Raw genomic sequence first — 15,617 nt, 5'->3', positions numbered from 1 at the left:
ACGCCGTTTCGATCTTCTTACTACAACGACGTCCCGGTCGTCCGCCGCGCCGCCATCGCCTCTTGCTTCCCCACGCCGGGTGCCGGGCGCCAGTCGGTGGACATCACCTGCTTACCTACGACCCGCATCTCGGCAGGCCAGCCGCCATACGTGGGGGCGTATGCGTACGTAGCGCAGGGGACGCTAGCCTTGGCGTCACGTTTGTCGGCTCGACAGGAAGCGGGGTGCCGTGTCGCAGCAGCTTGACGGCACACCAGTGAAGAACACGGTCCGTCGGAAGCCGTGGGAGCCAGACGCAATGCACGGCAAGCCGGATGCCATCAGTGATCCGTCGGCATTCAGCAAGTCCGTTGTCAGTCCGCTTCGCTATCCTGGCGCGAAACGTCAACTCGTTCCAATCATCGAACAAATCATTAAGGGAAACATTCCCCCGCCACGACTTTTCGTCGAGCCGTTCTGCGGAGGTGCTAGCACGGCGCTCCGCTTGGTTGGCACGGGCGTTGTCGAGCGAGCGATCCTTGCCGACACCGACGATCTTGTTTCCTCATTCTGGTACACCGCCGCGTTTGATACAGGGTGGCTGATCAACCGCATGCTCGAGGTTGAAGTCACCGTGGCAAAGTGGGAATGGTTCCGCATGTTTGAGCCTCGCGGACGGCGGGACAGGGCACTTAAATGCCTTTTTCTTAATCGCACTACATTCTCGGGAATCCTCCATGGCCGGGCCGGCCCTATCGGCGGAAAGAAGCAGACCGAGCACACCAACTATAAGATTGATTGCCGTTTCAATAAGGAGGGTTTAGCGGCTCGCCTACGAGCGATCGGCGAACTGGGGAACACCGGTCGAATTCTGGACGTGTGGGACTCGGACTGGCGGGACACGCTCAGTCGAGTTGAGCGCGAACACGGCGAGCGCCTTACCCGCGACGAGATTGTAGTTTACCTCGACCCCCCTTACATCGAGAAGGCGGAATTTCTGTATCCGTGGTCCTTTGGCAAGGACCAGCACCGCTCTTTGGCGAGCACTTTGGAGAGCGCTTCAAGCTTTCGCTGGCTACTGTCCTATGACGACAACCCCCTCGCCCGCGAGCTGTATCGTCCAGGACAGGAGGGCCGCCACGTGCTCCACGCGCGACACCGATACTCCGCCGCCGGACTGAAGCCGACGGCGGAAGGAAAGGGCAAGCGTCCACAGCGGGAGGAGTTGCTGGTCACCAACTTCCTTGACATCCAAAGCTCGAAGGCGTATCACGCTCTCGGGCATCCGGGTTGCGACGCCTGCCGGCAGGTAGACTTAGGGATCGGTTCGACGGAGAGCCATATGGACTGACCGCTCGTCTCGGCCTTCATGTTGTCGCGCCCATCGTGCATGATGGTTTCCGCATCCGGTCTATCACTCCCGTAACCAGAGGCGGACCAGCGACATGGGATTCATGCTCGGCGGACACGCCGCAGCCGAGGAGTCAGTCCTTCACCGGCTACTGCGGCACTCGACGAAGATCGGCGGGGTCTTTGATCTTGGCTACCATGAGGCGAGCGTTCTGACGAACGACTCCTGGCTTGCCAGGGCTCAGGGCGTGCCACAGCACTGCCTACTGCTGGCCTTCCCACGTGGCCTCGACGAACCGAAGGCCGCAGCCGACGTCGACCCCGCCGATCGCGGCATCATTCTGCTTCGCGTGGTTCGCGAGACACACCTGCCGAATCAGGCCGACCTGGTGCACCTGCGGGCGGAGGATACGGATCGTGCGATCACGAACCATTATCGCGAGGCTGAGGACGCCTCTCCCGGGACCGACCATCTCACCCGGGCGATGATGCAGCAGGCCGCCTTCCGCTGTCGGGTGCTGGGAACCTTCGTTGAGGATCAAGCCGGCAACCTAGTCTTCGGCAAGGACGTGGATGCCGTCTATGCGGCCGCTGGTTACATGGTCGCCAAGCCCTACGGCGGCAGCCTCCAGCTGGTTGTTGACCACGTTGAGCTTCCCATGGGTGAACGGCTTGAGGAGCAGCACGGCGACGACGCCCCGAACGCCGACCTGCCCGACACCGACGCCACCATGGTGATCGGCACCCTCCGGTACTCGTCGGCCAGGCGCAGGGAGAATGTCGCCAAGCAGGACGGCAAGTCCACTGAGGTCGCCGTGCAGGTTCGTCCCAAGGACTTCGTCGCCCACAAGACCGCCGTCTTCGGCATGACTCGTGCAGGCAAGTCGAACACCATGAAGGTGCTCGCCTCCGCGGTTCACCTCTACGCGCACAAGACTGGCACCCGAGTCGGGCAGCTGATCTTCGACCCCGCAGGCGAATACGCCTATGCCAATCGCCAGGACGGGACCGCATTGTCGCAGTTGGGCGACAACGTCCGGATCTACCGGCTCGGTGCCACCTCCGCCGAGCGCGACCGCGGCATCCGCCCCTTGTCGCTGAACTTCTTTGACCCTGCTCAGATCGACGGGTCCTGGGGCTTGATCAGTACGTTCCTGGCCGTGGACGAGAACAAGCACTATGTCCGCAACTTCCTGTCTGCCGACCCGTCGCGGTCCCCCGATGACGTAGAGGACTACGGCGACAAGCGGCGTCTCGAAGCTGTTCGTGCCATGTACTTCGCGATCCTTATTAAGGCTGGCCTCAAGCCCGGCCGCAGCTGGACCTGCCCGTTGCCGGTCAACCAAGACACCCGCACTCTGTTGCAGAGCGTGCGTGGCCTGAACACCACGATCAAAGGAACTCACCTTAATCCGAACGGTGCGCAGCTCGTTGCAGCGTGCGAGATCATCGCCAAGGAAGCTGCCGCGATCGCTAAGGCCGCTGCCAGCAAGAAGGGCTCAAGCAGTGCAGCGGCCGCGAACGCCGAAGCCGTCAAGCTGTGGTTCTCTGATCAGAGCTCGGGCGGCAGCGGCGACCCGGCAGTGGATGGGCTGGTCGGGATGCTCTCACCGACGGGGTCGGCCAGCGGTTGGAAGATCCTCCGCCCGATGAACGACTATCACTCGGCCGAGGCCACCACGGACTTCGCCCCGTCGATCTATGGCGACCTCGCGCGCGGACGGCTGGTTATCGTCGATCTTTCCCGTGGATCGGAACAGGTTCTCCAGACCTGCGCCGAGCTGGTGGTAAGGGAGATCCTCGGGCGGGCATCGAGGAGATTCCGGAATGGCCTGCCCCCGCGGCCGATGCAGATCTTCCTGGAAGAGGCGCATCGCCTCCTCCACCGCGACAAGTTCAACAAGGCGACCGACAGCGCCGATCCCTACGTGCGGCTCGCCAAGGAAGCCGCAAAGTACAAGATCGGTATGATCTACGCGACGCAGGAGGTCTCCAGCGTCGACGCCATGATCCTGTCCAACACGGCGAACTGGGTCTGCGCGTATATGAACAACGCTGCGGAGGCGGACAAGCTCTCCAAGTATTACGACTTCCGGGACTACGCCGACCAAATCCTCACCGCCGACGACCGCGGGTTCGTCCGGCTGCGCACCGACTCCTCGCCCTACACGCTTCCGGTTCAGGTTGCCAAGTTTGACCTCGCGATGGTGAACTCCATCCGCGCGCAGTGTGGGCTCGCGCCGACCGACCCGAGCCAGGACTTCGCACCCGAGCAGGCCAGCGACGACGACTTCGCCGACTGCCCGGACCCGGATGCGATCTATGACAGTAAATTCCCCCCACCGCCGGCCACGCTGTTCGAGGGGTGCTGACGACTATGCCCTACAGCAGCCGTAGCCCGCGCGGCACCGTCAGGTTCGAGATGGCCTCGCGCTTGGGACACCTGCCCACCTCGAACAACCCTCTCATCCAGGAACGTCTCGCTCGTTACCACAAGCCCGAGAACGCATTCGATGCCTCCATGATCGAGGAGCGCGTCAGCTCCGCCGACGACCTCCCTCAGACCGGCGCGCCCGCGATCCGCTACGTCGTCTGCGTAGACGGCTCGGGACACGAGGATCAGGAGGCATTCGAACGGTATCCGTCGACGCGAGTGCTGTACCTGCAGATCGCCGGTGTGTTCATCGACTTGCAGCACATGCAGAACCAGCCAGGGCACTTCGTGGACCCCGCGCGCATCGCCGATGCCATTGAGGCGTCGGTGGTCTCGGGCTTCCTCCCTGGCTCCTACCTCGAGCACGAAATCTACAAGGACCCCGTGCAGGCGTTCCGGGCCGAGACGTTCGACTTGTTCGCATCAACCCAGATCCAACGGCGATCCCTCCTGGACCTTTTGTGCGAGACGCAGAAATACGGGGAAGCAGCGGATGCCGCCGCAGCGGAGGCGGGCGAACTTCTGCTCTCCAAGTGCCCGAATGAAAAGTGCACCCTCCACAAGCCTGGGCGGGACTTCGCCGGCATCAGTGTGTCGGTCAAGGCAGAGACCGCATGCCCGGCGTGCGGCACTGCGCTGTGGCCGACCGACGCCCTTCGAATCTGGGAAGCGTTCCAACCGGATGCCAGTAACGGTGAGTGTCTCGGGCGCACCCGCGACATGATCGAGCACCTCGTCCTGCTCGGCGTGGCGATGAGCTTCGAGGAGCTCTCGCCGAAGCTGCTGCAGCAGACGGCCTTCATCTGTGATGGCGATCTGGCGCTGTTCGGTCAGCCCGCACCGTTCCACAAGGGCATCCTGGGCGCCTGGCAGGCGCTGTGGGCACGCTGCCAACAGAACGGGCTGGAGCCACCCCTGGTATTCGGAATCGCCAAGAGCGGCTATCCGGTCGAACACCTTCACGGTATTCAGCGGTTCGTCCCGCGCCGGCACCTGATGCGTCTCGACGACAAGTACATGGCCGAGCGGCTCCGCGTGAAAAGCCTCACCGAGACCTACTTCGGACGCAAGCTCTTCTATCACGCCAGCGACGGCCAACTCCTGGTCATTACGGTGCCACCCGCATCAGGCACGGCGTATGGCAGGAGCCGCACCGAGGACCCGAGCGGCCTGGACCGCTTCCCCACCCTGGGCCGCACGTTCGACCTACTAGACAACGTCGGAACACGCCTGTACGACGACGCAGTTATCCCAGTGTCGCTCGCACATCACTGGGCCGCCTACCCGCTCGCTAACGCCGAGCGGGTGCTACGGATCCTCACCGAACGAGCCATCGGCAAGCCTATCGGCAACTAGACGCGCAAGCACTCTGGCGGGCAGAGCGTGGCCCGCACCCGGCTTGAATCCAACATCTCTCGTGAGGAGGGACATGTCACCGGCCACCGCCCCGGGCGGCGATGCGCAGGTTGGTGCCCTGCCGGGGCCGCAGAAAACTGTGCAGCCCGATCCGCCTCGGCCCCGCGCAGGGCCGGCCCGCCTGACGCGATGCCCTTGTGCAGTACGTCCCGGTGTTACCGGGTGCGCTGGGTGGAGAGTTGTACGCGCAGCACATGGGCGAAATCGCGGCGCAGGGCAGTGAAATTGACCGGGTGGCCGGCCATCTGGGCGCAGAGCTCATCGAGAGGCCAGGCGGCGAGGTAGCCGAACCGGACGGCGTAGATGGCCACGGCTTGCAGGCGGTAGGCGTCGGAGTAGTCCATCAGGGCATAGCCGAGCAGTTGGTAAAGGTCGGTACGGGCCAGCTGCGCGGCGCGGGTGCCGTCGGCGCGAAGGCTGCCGCCCTGGCCGGCCTTGAAGTCGATGAGCATCCCGCCGGCGATGAGGTCTGCGTCGGCGTTGAGGTCTGCGCTGCCGTCGAATGTCATTCCGGTGGCCACCGGCCCGGGAGGTAGGGCAGGCCGCAGCCGCTTGAGGGCTAGGTCCCGCATGGCGATCAGGTCGGCGACCTCGTCATCGTTGGTCAGCCCGAGCAGGTCCCCGGCTCCGCTAGCAGGGCTTAACCTCATCAGACGGGACCGCTCGACCGACGGCGCCCGGTACAGCTCGACGAGCAGAGCGAGCGCGTAGCAGACCCGAGCCCACCACTGGTCACTGCGATCGGTGAACTCGGCCGGGCACATCCGCAGCTCCACCTTGCCGGTTCCGGCACCCTTAATGATCTGCCCGCCGGCTAGCTCGCGCAGCAACTCCGCGCCGGCTCGCAGACATGGAGCGCGCCGTGACAGCAACCCAGCCAGGGGTAGGTCGATCGACGGGTGGGGGTCGACGACCATCCGGAGCCAGAAGTCGATCGCCGCGCCCTGCGTACCGGGATTCACCTGCTTGCTCGGCAATACCAGGGCAGAACCGGCGCCGGTCCGGAAACTCGTCTGGATCTCCTTGTAGTGGGGGAACGTGGCGCTCAGCCACTGCGCCACCGGGCTGTTGCGGTCCTTGATTTCGGACGTCAACGCGGACATGCCCGGCACGTTACTGCCCACCCCCGACACTCTGGCTGCTATCACCGAGCGCAGGTCCGGGCGTTGTCACCCGAAAGGATCGAGGGTCGGCGCCGTGGTGGAGGGTGACTGTCGCACCCGGTCGCTACCGTGTCACCTTGAGGTTCCCCCGGTTTGCCGGAGGGTTGATTACCTGGCGCCGGTGGGCTCAGGCTGAACGATAGTCGTCTCGTGCTGTCGGGCCTGGTGGGTGTGCCAGGCGGTTTCGTACTCGTCTGGAGATCGCCAGCCGAGGTCTTTTTGGATGCGGCGGGTGTTGTACCAGCCGTCGATGTAGCTGAAGATCGCGTTCTCGGCCTCGTCGCGGGTGCGCCATGAGTTGCGGTAGACCAGTTCGATCTTCAACGTCGACCAGAAGTTCTCCATCAGGGCGTTGTCGAACGAGTCGCCGACCGACCCCATCGAGGGCAGGATCCCGTTGTCGGCCAGGCGTTGCGCGAAGCGGAACGACGTGTAGTTCGACCCGCGGTCGGAGTGGTGGATCAGTTGACCGTCGCGGACGTGGCGGGACCAGATGCCGTATCCCAGGGCGCCGAGGATCAGGTCGGTGTCGCAGCGGTCGGAGCACCGCCAGCCCACGATGCGGTTGGAGAACACATCCCGCACCGCTGCCAGCCAGAACACGCCCTCGCCGCAGGGGATGCGGGTGGCGTCAGCGACCCACAACCGGTTCGGCGCCGCGGCGGTGAACTGCCGGTTGACCAGGTCCGGCGCCGGTGTCGCCTTCGGGTTCGACCGCGTCGACGGGATGCGCCACTTCTTGCGCAGGAACGCGCCCTGCAGGCCGGCGTCGCGCATCAACCGCTCGACCCGCTTGCGGCCCACGTGCCGGCCTTGCCGGCGAAGCATCGCGTGCACCCGCGGACTGCCGTAGGTGCCGCCGGAGATGTCATGGATCTCCGCGATCTGCACCGCCAGTCCCGCGTCCTCCCGTCGCCGGGCGCACGGGTTGGCGGCCCGGGCGAGCCAGCCGTAGTAGGTGGAGACGGCCACGCCGATGACCCGGAGGACGGGCTCGACCCCGAAGCGATCTTTCAGCTCGTCGACGAGCGTCACGACCGTCGCCGGGTCGGGTCGAGTTCCGAGGCGAAAAAAGCCGAGGCGGCTTTCAGGATCTCGTTGGCCCGCTTCAGTTCGGCGTTCTCCCGCCGCAGCCGCCGAAGCTCCTCCAGCTCGGAGGTCGTCGGCCTATCGTCACGCTGGCCCCGGTCGGCCTCGTCTTGGCGGATCCAGTTCCGCAACGCTTCGTGATGCACGCCAAGCTGGCGGGCCAGCTGGCGGATCACGGGCTTCGGGTCTGACTCCCGATACAAGCGCACCGCACGTTCACGCAGCTCATCGGGGTACTTCTTCGGTGCTGCCACGGATGGCTCCCTTCAGCTCCATCAGAGCATGATCGAAAGCCTCCGAGCTACCGGGGGAACCTCACCTTGTGGATGACCTCACCAGCCTGCGCTCCACCGCGACGGCCTTCGCCGACGAGCACGCCATGACGGTGGTGCCCGCCGTGCCGGCCCGCGACATCGGCCCCGAAGTGTGCCTCGAACCGGACGTCCTGGACTTGCCCGGCTTCCTGACCGTGGCGCACCAGCTCAGTGCCCGCGCCCTGTATCTGCAGAGCGAGACTTTCCAACCCGACTCGGACGAGGTCAGCGATCCGCCCGCGCGACTACTAAAACACCGCGGCAAGCCCTGCCGCATCGAGGTTGCGTTCGTCGCCGGCGGCGTCGTCCACTTATGGGAACACACCGCAGCCTGGTACACCGAGTGGGAAGGCCTCGCCCGCAGCCAACCGTCAGACGACGCTCTGGACGACGAGCCGAGATGGCTTAGCGACGGTGACCGCGAGCGCTTGACCGCACCCGCCGTCGAAGCGCTGCTGGCCATGCCACAGTTCCGCGCCGCGAAACCCGGCGGAGCCCGGCAAAGGTTCGCCAGGTCTCACCTGCCCGCCGACCTTGACGAGCGCGTGCACTGGGACGCCACCCGCGCTGCCTGCGACCGCGCTGACGAGCTCACACAGCTGCAGTACGCCGACATTGACGAGCGATACGACGAGCTCGCGGCCCAGCTGCTGACGGACCAAATTTACCAGCGCGCCGGGTCGGTCGGCGCCCGCAAGCAGGCCGCCGAACACTTCCTCATCGCTTGGGCCGACGGCCTCGTGCCGCCGTCGCTGATCCGTGATGAGCTGTACGCGCGTTCCCAACGACTCGCTAAGGCTGCAGCACGACCGCCCGCTCTCTATTGAGCTATTCGTGGGCTCCGCGGACCCATTGCGCCCTCGGAACCCACGCAACACCTGTCAGTCTTCGGTGGCGAACGCGTGCCCGCCGCCGTGGTCGGCTAGCGCCCGCACGGCCAGCCAGTCGGGCTCTGGTGCCTGGCAGCATGCCGAGTGGGGGGTCCACCGGTAGGTGCTTTGCAGATCGTCGTACTTGCTGCGTTAACGCCAGGCCAATCAAGGGCTTGGCTATCGCGCTGCGCATCACCCTCTACGCCGAACTCACCGAGCATCGAGGTGACGACTCCTCCTGCTGGAACCTACGGCTACCCGCGCATCCACGCCGAACTGCGCCCAGGGCCGCCGGCGCTTCCGCAAGCGGATCGCCCGGCTCATGCAAGCGACCGGCCGGTGCGGTCGGGCGCCGAAGCGGTGGCGGACGACGACCGTACCCGACCCGTCGGCGCTCATTGCCCTGACCTGATCGCCAGACACTTCACCGACCGCGGCCGCAGCGGTGAACACCCGCTGGTGCGGAGCCATCATCTACATCAACACGTGGGAGGGTTGGCTGTATCTGGCCACCGTCATCGACTTGACCTCCCGTCGGCTCGTCGGCGGGCCACCGCCGATCATCTGCGCACCGACCTAGCCGCTCAGGCGCTATCCCATCCCACGGCGTGACCAGCCGTCGGCCGCGACCAGCCGGTAACCTTTCATAGCGACCACGGCTGCCCAGTACACCAGCGCCGAGTACGCCCGACTCGCCAATCGGCACCGGATCCAGTTGTCGGTCGGACGTAGGGGGCAATCCTGGGATAACGCCGTAGCCGAGTCGTTCTTCTCGACCATCAAGGCCGAACTACTCGACCGGCGGGCCTGGCCCACCCGCGCCGCCGCCCCCAAGGCGATATTCACCTGGATCGAGGGCTGGTACAACACCCGACGCCGCCCCTCCACCCTCGCCGCTGCGGGCCCCGCTCAGGCTCTACCTGGCCGCCTCCACCGCGTTGTCCGCGATCTGGACCCGGCCGAGACAACGGCCGATGTTTCAGCCTGGCACGGCCTGCCGTGCCCTCTCGGCCAGGGTTGCCAGCCGCGGGCCGGTCAGCCGGTCGTACGCCACTCGGGTTCAATGCCTTCCAGCTGGACACGCTGTCGCCACTTGACAGCGGAATCAGCGGGTCCCATGTGGCCACAAGGTGCGGCAGGGCCAGCGCCGACGCCGGCAATCGAGGATGCCCGCCTCGCTTACCAGCCCAGACCAACCCGATGGGTGACTGGACGCTTCCCCGGGCCACTTCTTGTCAATTCAGCGCAAGTCCACATCTGATCCAGGGGTGCCATGAGGATCGCGTTCCCGACCTTGCCGCCAGTGAAGATCGTCGTCGACCAGAATGCCCCGCCAGCCACCCGCCCAGCCTCTCGCAAGAGGCCGGTTGGAGACCGCGATCCGGCGCCATCAACACCCCTGCTCCCAAACTGCTCCCAACGCAAGGGGCAACAACCGAAAGGCCCGTTACCGGTGACTCCGGCAACGGGCTTCCTACCTGCGGGTATTTACGGTGGGCGATACTGGGATCGAACCAGTGACCTCTTCGGTGTGAACGTAGTCGTCTGCTCGGCCGAGCTCCGGACGACGAAGCGTCACCATCGCCGAGTCATAGAGGCGAATCCTTGACTTCCCACGGCAGAAAGCCTGGTGAGTGTCGGTTTTTGGTCTAGGCCGTGTTTCGTAGGGCGTCGTTGTTGGGCGTGGCGGTGGTCGCTAATGGGAGAGGTCTCCGGTAGTTGGTTCAGCGACCAAGCTAGAACTTCACACCGGAGACCTCGTGCCGAGCGTAACGGCAGTGAGGCGACATGACCTGACTGATGTGCAGTGGGCGGCGCTGGAGCCGTTGCTGCCTGCCGGAATGGGTCATGCTCGGCCGCGCAGATGGACCATGAGAATGATCATCGACGGGATCCGGTGGCGGGTCCGGAACGGATCGCCGTGGCGTGACGTGCCTGCGGAGTATCCGCCGTGGCAGACCTTGTATCGATGGTTTCGGCGGTGGCAGCGTGACGGTGTCTGGGCCCGGATTCTCACCTCGTTGCAGGCCCGAGCGGACGCGGCGGGGTTGATTGGCTGGACGGTGAGCGTGGACTCGACCATCAGCCGCGCCCACCAGCACGCCGCAGGAGCCCGCCGCGACGGCCAGGCGCAGAAGGAGCCTGCTGGTGGTGTGCAGGCCGAGCCGGCAGATCATGGGCTCGGCCGATCGAGGGGCGGCTGGACCACCAAAACCCATCTGGCCTGCGAGCAGGGCCGCAAACTGATGGCCCTGGTCGTGACCGCCGGACAGCGCGGCGACAGCCCACAGTTCATCCCCGTGCTGGCCAAGATCCGCATCCGGCGAGCCGGTGGTGGCCGGCCACGGACCCGCCCCGACACCGTGTTGGCCGACAAGGCGTACACGTCCAAGGCCAACCGCGCCCACCTGCGATCCCGGGGTATCCGCGCGTGCATCCCGAGCAAGGCCGACCAGGACGCGCACCGCAAGGCCAAAGGATCCCAAGGCGGACGCCCACCCGCCTTCGACCCCGACCTCTACCGCCTACGCCACGCCGTGGAGTGCGGCATCAACCAGCTCAAACAACACCGCGCCATGGCCACCCGCTACGACAAACTCGCCGTGCGCTACGAAGCCACCCTCACCATCGCCGCCATCAACCAATGGCTCCGCGCCCTACGAAACACGGCCTAGCCGTGGAGGCTGCCGTATGCAGAGGTGGCCCTTGCTGTTGGTGGTGGCAGGGGACGGCCCCTGCCACCACCTGACATCAGGTCACGCTGGTCGTGGGGTCGGCTCCTCACCCTGCGGTTTGTGGCTGCTGAGCATGCGAACGGTGGTACTGGTCTTCAGCGGTGACTCGGCTGGCCCTTTCAGGAATGGGTTGATGTAGACCGGGCGGCGAAGCGATCGGCCTGGGCCGTGGGCTTGGTTGCGCCAGTGGCCGGAAACCCAGAACCGGCTACTCTGGCGCCACCCTTGCTCCCCCGGCGTCGTCTCTGCTGCGTCGCTCGGGCTGCGGCGGCCGCGGATCCGCACGATGCGCACCTCTGGTTGGTCCCGCTTCGTACGGGCATAGGCCTTGGCGATGGTTTTGTCGACTCTCGCGACGTCGATCTCTGCGGCCTTCTGAGTGATCAGCAGCCATGTGGCGAAGAGTGCGGCTGCGGGGTGGTCGGCATCGATCAGATGTTGCTCGGTGAGGTGGGCGGCCGTCATGGGTACGAGCCAGCCGATTTGCTCCCGGAGCCGTTGCAGGGGTTTGCCGTCGAGTCCGGCCCCGATGGCGCGGTAGAGGACCACTTGCCAGCCGTCGTTGGCCAAGGTCCAGGAGGCGGCGGTGATCTGGTGTTGGGTCACGGGCCGCGACCAGGTGATGAGTACGTTGGCCGGCGGGCCGAGGTCGTGGCCGATGGTGAGGGCGGTGAGCTGGGTGGCGGCGTGTTCGGCGAGGTCGGTGAAGTCGTCGTCGATCCAGTAGAGGCGCGACTGGTCGAGTCCGTCAGCGATCTGGCCGCGCGCTCCGGTGAGCCCGAGCGCAGCGGGAACGTCGTCGTTGCCTCGGTAGAGGTGGGTGAGCCGGTCGCGCACCTTGGGCAGGTCCTTCGCTGCGATGGATGCCGCTGGCCAGGGGGTTGTGGTGAGGAGCGTGCGGTTGGTGAGGCGTGCGTCGAGGAATGCCAGGTGCAGTTCCTGGATGCGCCCTCGTACTTCCGGGTTGGTGCCGACGTCGAGGGCGTGGATGGCTCGGTCGACGACCAGGTCTGGGCGGCCGTCGTCGATGTGGGTTTGGCAGGTGGTGCATGCTGCCCACGTCTCGCCGAAGTTCTGCACGAGGGTGCCGGTGGAGCCGATGGCGACGGCGGTGACGTTTGCGCCGTGCAGCGTCCAGATCGGGTAGAGGTCGCCGCAGAAGTCGCAGGTCCGGCGGACGGTGGCGAGTTGGCTGACCGGGACGGGCGCGGGGGCGTGTCCGTCGGTGGTGAGGTGGACAGGGTGGACGTGGGTGGGTGGGGTGCCCATGGTGTTGAGCGGGACCAGGCAGGTGCGGCAGGCCATCTCTTCGGGTGGGGCGGTCATGCTGGGGTTCCGTCGATCGGGCGGCGGCGGTCGCGTAGGCGTGGTCCGCGGCGGTGGGGCGCGGGTGGCATGGTCATGCCTGGCTGGTAGGTGGCGTGACGGTTCCGCCCGTTGCGCTTGGCGTGGTACATGGCGACGTCGGCCCGGTGGAGCGCGACGTCGGTGAGCGGATCGGTGGCTTCGACGATGGCCAGGCCGATGCTGGCGGTGACGAAGTGCTCGTCGGTGCCGAGGGCGACGGGCTCGGCGATGATCGTCGCGAGCGCGTCGGCGATGCGGTCCGGGTCGCCAGCGCGGGTGGGTAGGAGGACGGCGTATTCGTCGCCGGCGAGCCGTGCGGCGGCGCCGCCGTGAATGGCGGCGAGGTCGGTGATGCGGTCACCGATGGCGATGAGCAGGTCGTCGCCGTGGTCGTGGCCGTGGGTGTCGTTGACGTGCTTGAAGTCGTCGAGGTCGATCAGGGCGACGGTGATCGGCTGGGCGGAGGGCTTGTCGGCGAGGGCGGCGTGGGCGGCATGGAGGCCGGCGCGGTTGAGCATGCCGGTGAGCGGGTCGTGGAGCATCGAGCGGTGGGTGTCTTCGAGCTGGTGGCGGAGGCGGTGAATGGTCGGCCAGGCGGTGAGCCGGCCCAGGGCGTAGGCCACTACGGCGGTGGCGATCATGAGCAGTGGTCGGGACACTGGGGTCCTCCTTTCGGGAGAACCCGGGACGCGGACGTTTCGTAGGCGGCGCGTCCCGGGTCCTGATACGACGACGGCCCGCCAGTGGCGGGCCGGTTTCGGTTCTTGCTGCAAGGACTCGCGGCACTGGTGGCCGGAGCGTTCGGGCCAGGGTCAGGCCGGCGGCGCCGGACAGCGGCACGTCGAACCGCACTGCAGATACGAGGGCAGCCAGTCACCTCGTGACTGGTCGCGAGATGGTGTCAGCGGCGTAGCGGGTGTTTGGCCTGGTCGGCGCGGAGTCTGGCCGGGAGGTCGGCGGGGATCTCGGCGTAGGGCTCAAGGGCCGAGAGCACTTCGGCCGGGTCGAGAATGGTCTTGACCCGGCCGAGGTGGATGACGTCGGGTTGGCGTTCGGTTTCGGTCACCGGGTCCCAGGTGAAGTCGACGAGGGTGGCGACGTAGGTGCGGTGTGGGCTCCAGCCGACCTGGATCGTGTACCGGTCGAAGCCTGGCTTGGGTATGAGGGTGTAGAGACTCATGGGTTCCTTTCGTGGAGATCTCGCGACGTTGCCGAGTCGACGCCTGCGACGGCCTGCTAGCCGCAAAGGCTCGCCCAGAGACCGCCAGCGGCTCTGGTTCTCCGGTGCCGCGCTCCCCTGCTCTTGACCCATGCGGAGGCTGGCGCTGCTCAGGCCTTTCAGGCGCGTACTGCGATAGGCGCGACGGGAGACTGACCTCCCTGGCGGCAGGCGTCGCGGCGAGCTAGGGCTCAAGCCGGACAGTGTCGGATGCGTTCCTCCGCCGCCTCGATGATCTTGTCTCGGCGTGCGGCGGGCAGAGTGGCGAGCAGGTCGACGTAGTGCTGTTCCTGTGGGGTGAGCGGTTCGGCGAAGGCCTGCTTGTAGGCCAGCCGGGCTGCTTCGTGTTCGGCCTCGATTGGGCCGCTGTGGTCGTAGGCGGAGGCGACTTCGCGGAGTTGCTCGGCTGCGGCGAGGGGGTCTCGGGACAGCGAGGTGTCGTAGAGACGGAAGTTCGCGGGCAGGTCGGCTGCGGTGATGGCGGTGATCAGGCAGAGGTCGGCTTGGACGCTGTAAGGCCACGAGTTGCCGTGGGTGGGGGTTTCGCCGCGGGCGCGCAGGGCGGCACGCTCGGCATTCCAAAACAGCCGGGCTTCTTTCGCGCTGCGGGCGAGGGCCAGCAGGATGGCGCGAACGGGATCCATGATCGTTACTCCTGTTCCATCGGGTCGTCAGACAGTGCGGGTGTTTCGGAATCGACGTCGGCGAGGACCTCCTCGATGACAGTCGGGGGCACCCCGGCTTGTAGGGCTTGAAGGACCGTGTCGGCGAACTGGTAGGCGCCGTCGATGTGGAGGGCGTGTTCGGCGGCCATGGCGGCGAGGACGCCGTCGCCGCAGCGCCAGGCGGTGACGGCGAGCAGGGTGGCTGGCGCCGGTACGAGCGGCTCGTCGGCGCGGCGGGTGATGTCGGCCCAGAAGTCGACGTGCCGGCTGTGTGGCTCGGTGAGGCCGACGGCGAGGTCCCGGATGTCCCGGTCGACCAGCAATGTGGTCAGCCACGCCACCTCGTCGTCGGTGAGTCGCGCTCCCGCGTCGTGTCGACGTAGCGCGTCGCGGACGGCCCGCTCACCGGCCTCATACATCGCGGTGCCGCCGACTACCTGCAATGCCTCCAGTCGGATGCGCGCCTCGCGGCTGGCCCGTTGGATGGCGTCGCGCGCGGCGCCGCTCACCGGCGTGATTTGGCCGGCGACCGACGCCCGGTCGGGTCGAACCACGACGCCCGCGATGGTCGCCCGGACCGCAACCGTTGATGCGATGGGGTCGAACGGGGTTCCCTGGGGCGGGCAGCAGGCAGGGTTGTCGCAGATAAAGCTGAACAGGCGATCTCCGGCGATCCGTAGCAGGTCGAGGACGGGCAGTCCGGCGGCGGCGAAGGCGTCGCTGAGGGCGCGCAGCGCCGGGTCGATGGGGTCCGGCGTGCCGTAGCCGATGATCACTACGTGGGTGAGCGGCTGTTGCCGCTGCACGACGGGGATGAGCTGATCGGCGAGGGCGTCCAGCTGGTGTGCGTACTCTGAGCCGGCGGGCAGGTCCCCACGTGCGGCGAAGACGATCCGTCGGCCGTTGCAGGCGATGACGACGACGCTGCCTTCGCTGGGATGAAAACCGATGAGGTAGGGCACGGCGGCGGCCAGATCGGCCGGCGAGCGGACTGTCACTTTGTTCTCGGGTGACGACACGATGACCTCCACGAT

General features: G+C 66.4%; 14 protein-coding genes. 6 read left to right on the top strand and 8 right to left on the bottom strand.

The annotated features are described in order from the left end of the window. Window positions 1-229: 229 nt before the first annotated feature. The 3 genes from BAW75_RS09285 (at window position 230) to BAW75_RS09275 (ending at window position 5,119) form a co-directional block, all read left to right on the top strand. A complete protein-coding gene (locus BAW75_RS09285) occupies window positions 230-1,330 on the top strand; it encodes a DNA adenine methylase (protein WP_146074816.1) in 1,101 nt (366 codons plus the stop codon). A gap of 94 nt (window positions 1,331-1,424) precedes the next feature. Continuing rightward, window positions 1,425-3,701 (top strand): ATP-binding protein, encoded by a 2,277-nt coding sequence (locus tag BAW75_RS09280; RefSeq protein ID WP_104113288.1) that lies wholly within the window; start codon window positions 1,425-1,427, stop codon window positions 3,699-3,701. 5 nt (window positions 3,702-3,706) lie between these two features. Continuing rightward, window positions 3,707-5,119, top strand: a complete 1,413-nt coding sequence (locus BAW75_RS09275; RefSeq protein WP_146074815.1) for a hypothetical protein — start codon at window positions 3,707-3,709, stop codon at window positions 5,117-5,119. Window positions 5,120-5,334: 215 nt separating this feature from the next. On the opposite strand, the gene BAW75_RS09270 is transcribed toward BAW75_RS09275, so the two are convergent. From BAW75_RS09270 to BAW75_RS09260, 3 genes are all read right to left on the bottom strand, one after another. Beyond that, window positions 5,335-6,282: a hypothetical protein gene (locus BAW75_RS09270; protein WP_104113362.1), complete on the bottom strand. Its 948-nt coding sequence runs from the start codon at window positions 6,280-6,282 to the stop codon at window positions 5,335-5,337. A 168-nt stretch (window positions 6,283-6,450) separates the two neighbouring features. Further along, window positions 6,451-7,377, bottom strand: a complete 927-nt coding sequence (locus BAW75_RS09265; protein ID WP_104113286.1) for an IS3 family transposase — start codon at window positions 7,375-7,377, stop codon at window positions 6,451-6,453. Then, window positions 7,374-7,685 carry a transposase gene (locus tag BAW75_RS09260; RefSeq protein WP_104113285.1) on the bottom strand — a complete coding sequence of 104 codons (312 nt, stop codon included), beginning with the start codon at window positions 7,683-7,685 and terminating at the stop codon, window positions 7,374-7,376. Before BAW75_RS09260 ends, BAW75_RS09265 begins: the two co-directional genes overlap by 4 nt. A gap of 68 nt (window positions 7,686-7,753) precedes the next feature. Between BAW75_RS09260 and BAW75_RS09255 the strand changes: the two genes are divergently transcribed. From BAW75_RS09255 to BAW75_RS09245, 3 genes are all read left to right on the top strand, one after another. Beyond that, complete coding sequence (locus BAW75_RS09255; RefSeq protein WP_104113284.1) at window positions 7,754-8,572, top strand: hypothetical protein; 819 nt, start codon at window positions 7,754-7,756, stop codon at window positions 8,570-8,572. 760 nt (window positions 8,573-9,332) lie between these two features. After that, on the top strand, window positions 9,333-9,878 hold the full coding sequence (locus BAW75_RS33425) for an integrase core domain-containing protein (protein WP_167435542.1): 546 nt from the start codon (window positions 9,333-9,335) through the stop codon (window positions 9,876-9,878). A gap of 517 nt (window positions 9,879-10,395) precedes the next feature. After that, complete coding sequence (locus BAW75_RS09245) at window positions 10,396-11,292, top strand: IS5 family transposase (protein WP_167435541.1); 897 nt, start codon at window positions 10,396-10,398, stop codon at window positions 11,290-11,292. An 81-nt stretch (window positions 11,293-11,373) separates the two neighbouring features. On the opposite strand, the gene BAW75_RS09240 is transcribed toward BAW75_RS09245, so the two are convergent. The 5 genes from BAW75_RS09240 to BAW75_RS09220 all read right to left on the bottom strand — a co-directional run bounded on the left by BAW75_RS09240 (window position 11,374) and on the right by BAW75_RS09220 (window position 15,614). Continuing rightward, window positions 11,374-12,678, bottom strand: coding sequence for an AcrVA2 family anti-CRISPR protein (locus BAW75_RS09240; protein ID WP_146074814.1), 1,305 nt, complete (start codon window positions 12,676-12,678; stop codon window positions 11,374-11,376). After that, window positions 12,675-13,358, bottom strand: a complete 684-nt coding sequence (locus BAW75_RS09235; protein ID WP_146074813.1) for a GGDEF domain-containing protein — start codon at window positions 13,356-13,358, stop codon at window positions 12,675-12,677. The genes BAW75_RS09240 and BAW75_RS09235 overlap by 4 nt, the downstream gene beginning before the upstream one ends. Before the next feature lie 242 nt (window positions 13,359-13,600). Then, a complete protein-coding gene (locus BAW75_RS09230) occupies window positions 13,601-13,879 on the bottom strand; it encodes a hypothetical protein (protein ID WP_104113279.1) in 279 nt (92 codons plus the stop codon). A gap of 230 nt (window positions 13,880-14,109) precedes the next feature. Then, window positions 14,110-14,562 carry a hypothetical protein gene (locus BAW75_RS09225; protein ID WP_104113278.1) on the bottom strand — a complete coding sequence of 151 codons (453 nt, stop codon included), beginning with the start codon at window positions 14,560-14,562 and terminating at the stop codon, window positions 14,110-14,112. A gap of 5 nt (window positions 14,563-14,567) precedes the next feature. Beyond that, window positions 14,568-15,614: a DUF4192 domain-containing protein gene (locus BAW75_RS09220; RefSeq protein ID WP_244206051.1), complete on the bottom strand. Its 1,047-nt coding sequence runs from the start codon at window positions 15,612-15,614 to the stop codon at window positions 14,568-14,570. Window positions 15,615-15,617: the final 3 nt, after the last annotated feature.

Source organism: Micromonospora chalcea, from assembly GCF_002926165.1.
GTDB lineage: Bacteria > Actinomycetota > Actinomycetes > Mycobacteriales > Micromonosporaceae > Micromonospora > Micromonospora chalcea.
Note: the sequence above shows the minus strand (reverse complement) of the source record. Positions and strands in the feature narration are given on the sequence as shown.

Bases quoted from the DNA above. Each gene is read 5' to 3' on its own strand.
- BAW75_RS09240 (WP_146074814.1), bottom strand. From the start codon at position 12,678: ATGACCGCCCCACCCGAAGAGATGGCCTGCCGCACCTGCCTGGTCCCG.
- BAW75_RS09225 (WP_104113278.1), bottom strand. From the start codon at position 14,562: ATGGATCCCGTTCGCGCCATCCTGCTGGCCCTCGCCCGCAGCGCGAAA.
- BAW75_RS09230 (WP_104113279.1), bottom strand. From the start codon at position 13,879: ATGAGTCTCTACACCCTCATACCCAAGCCAGGCTTCGACCGGTACACG.
- BAW75_RS09270 (WP_104113362.1), bottom strand. From the start codon at position 6,282: ATGTCCGCGTTGACGTCCGAAATCAAGGACCGCAACAGCCCGGTGGCG.
- BAW75_RS09275 (WP_146074815.1), top strand. From the start codon at position 3,707: ATGCCCTACAGCAGCCGTAGCCCGCGCGGCACCGTCAGGTTCGAGATG.
- BAW75_RS09280 (WP_104113288.1), top strand. From the start codon at position 1,425: ATGGGATTCATGCTCGGCGGACACGCCGCAGCCGAGGAGTCAGTCCTT.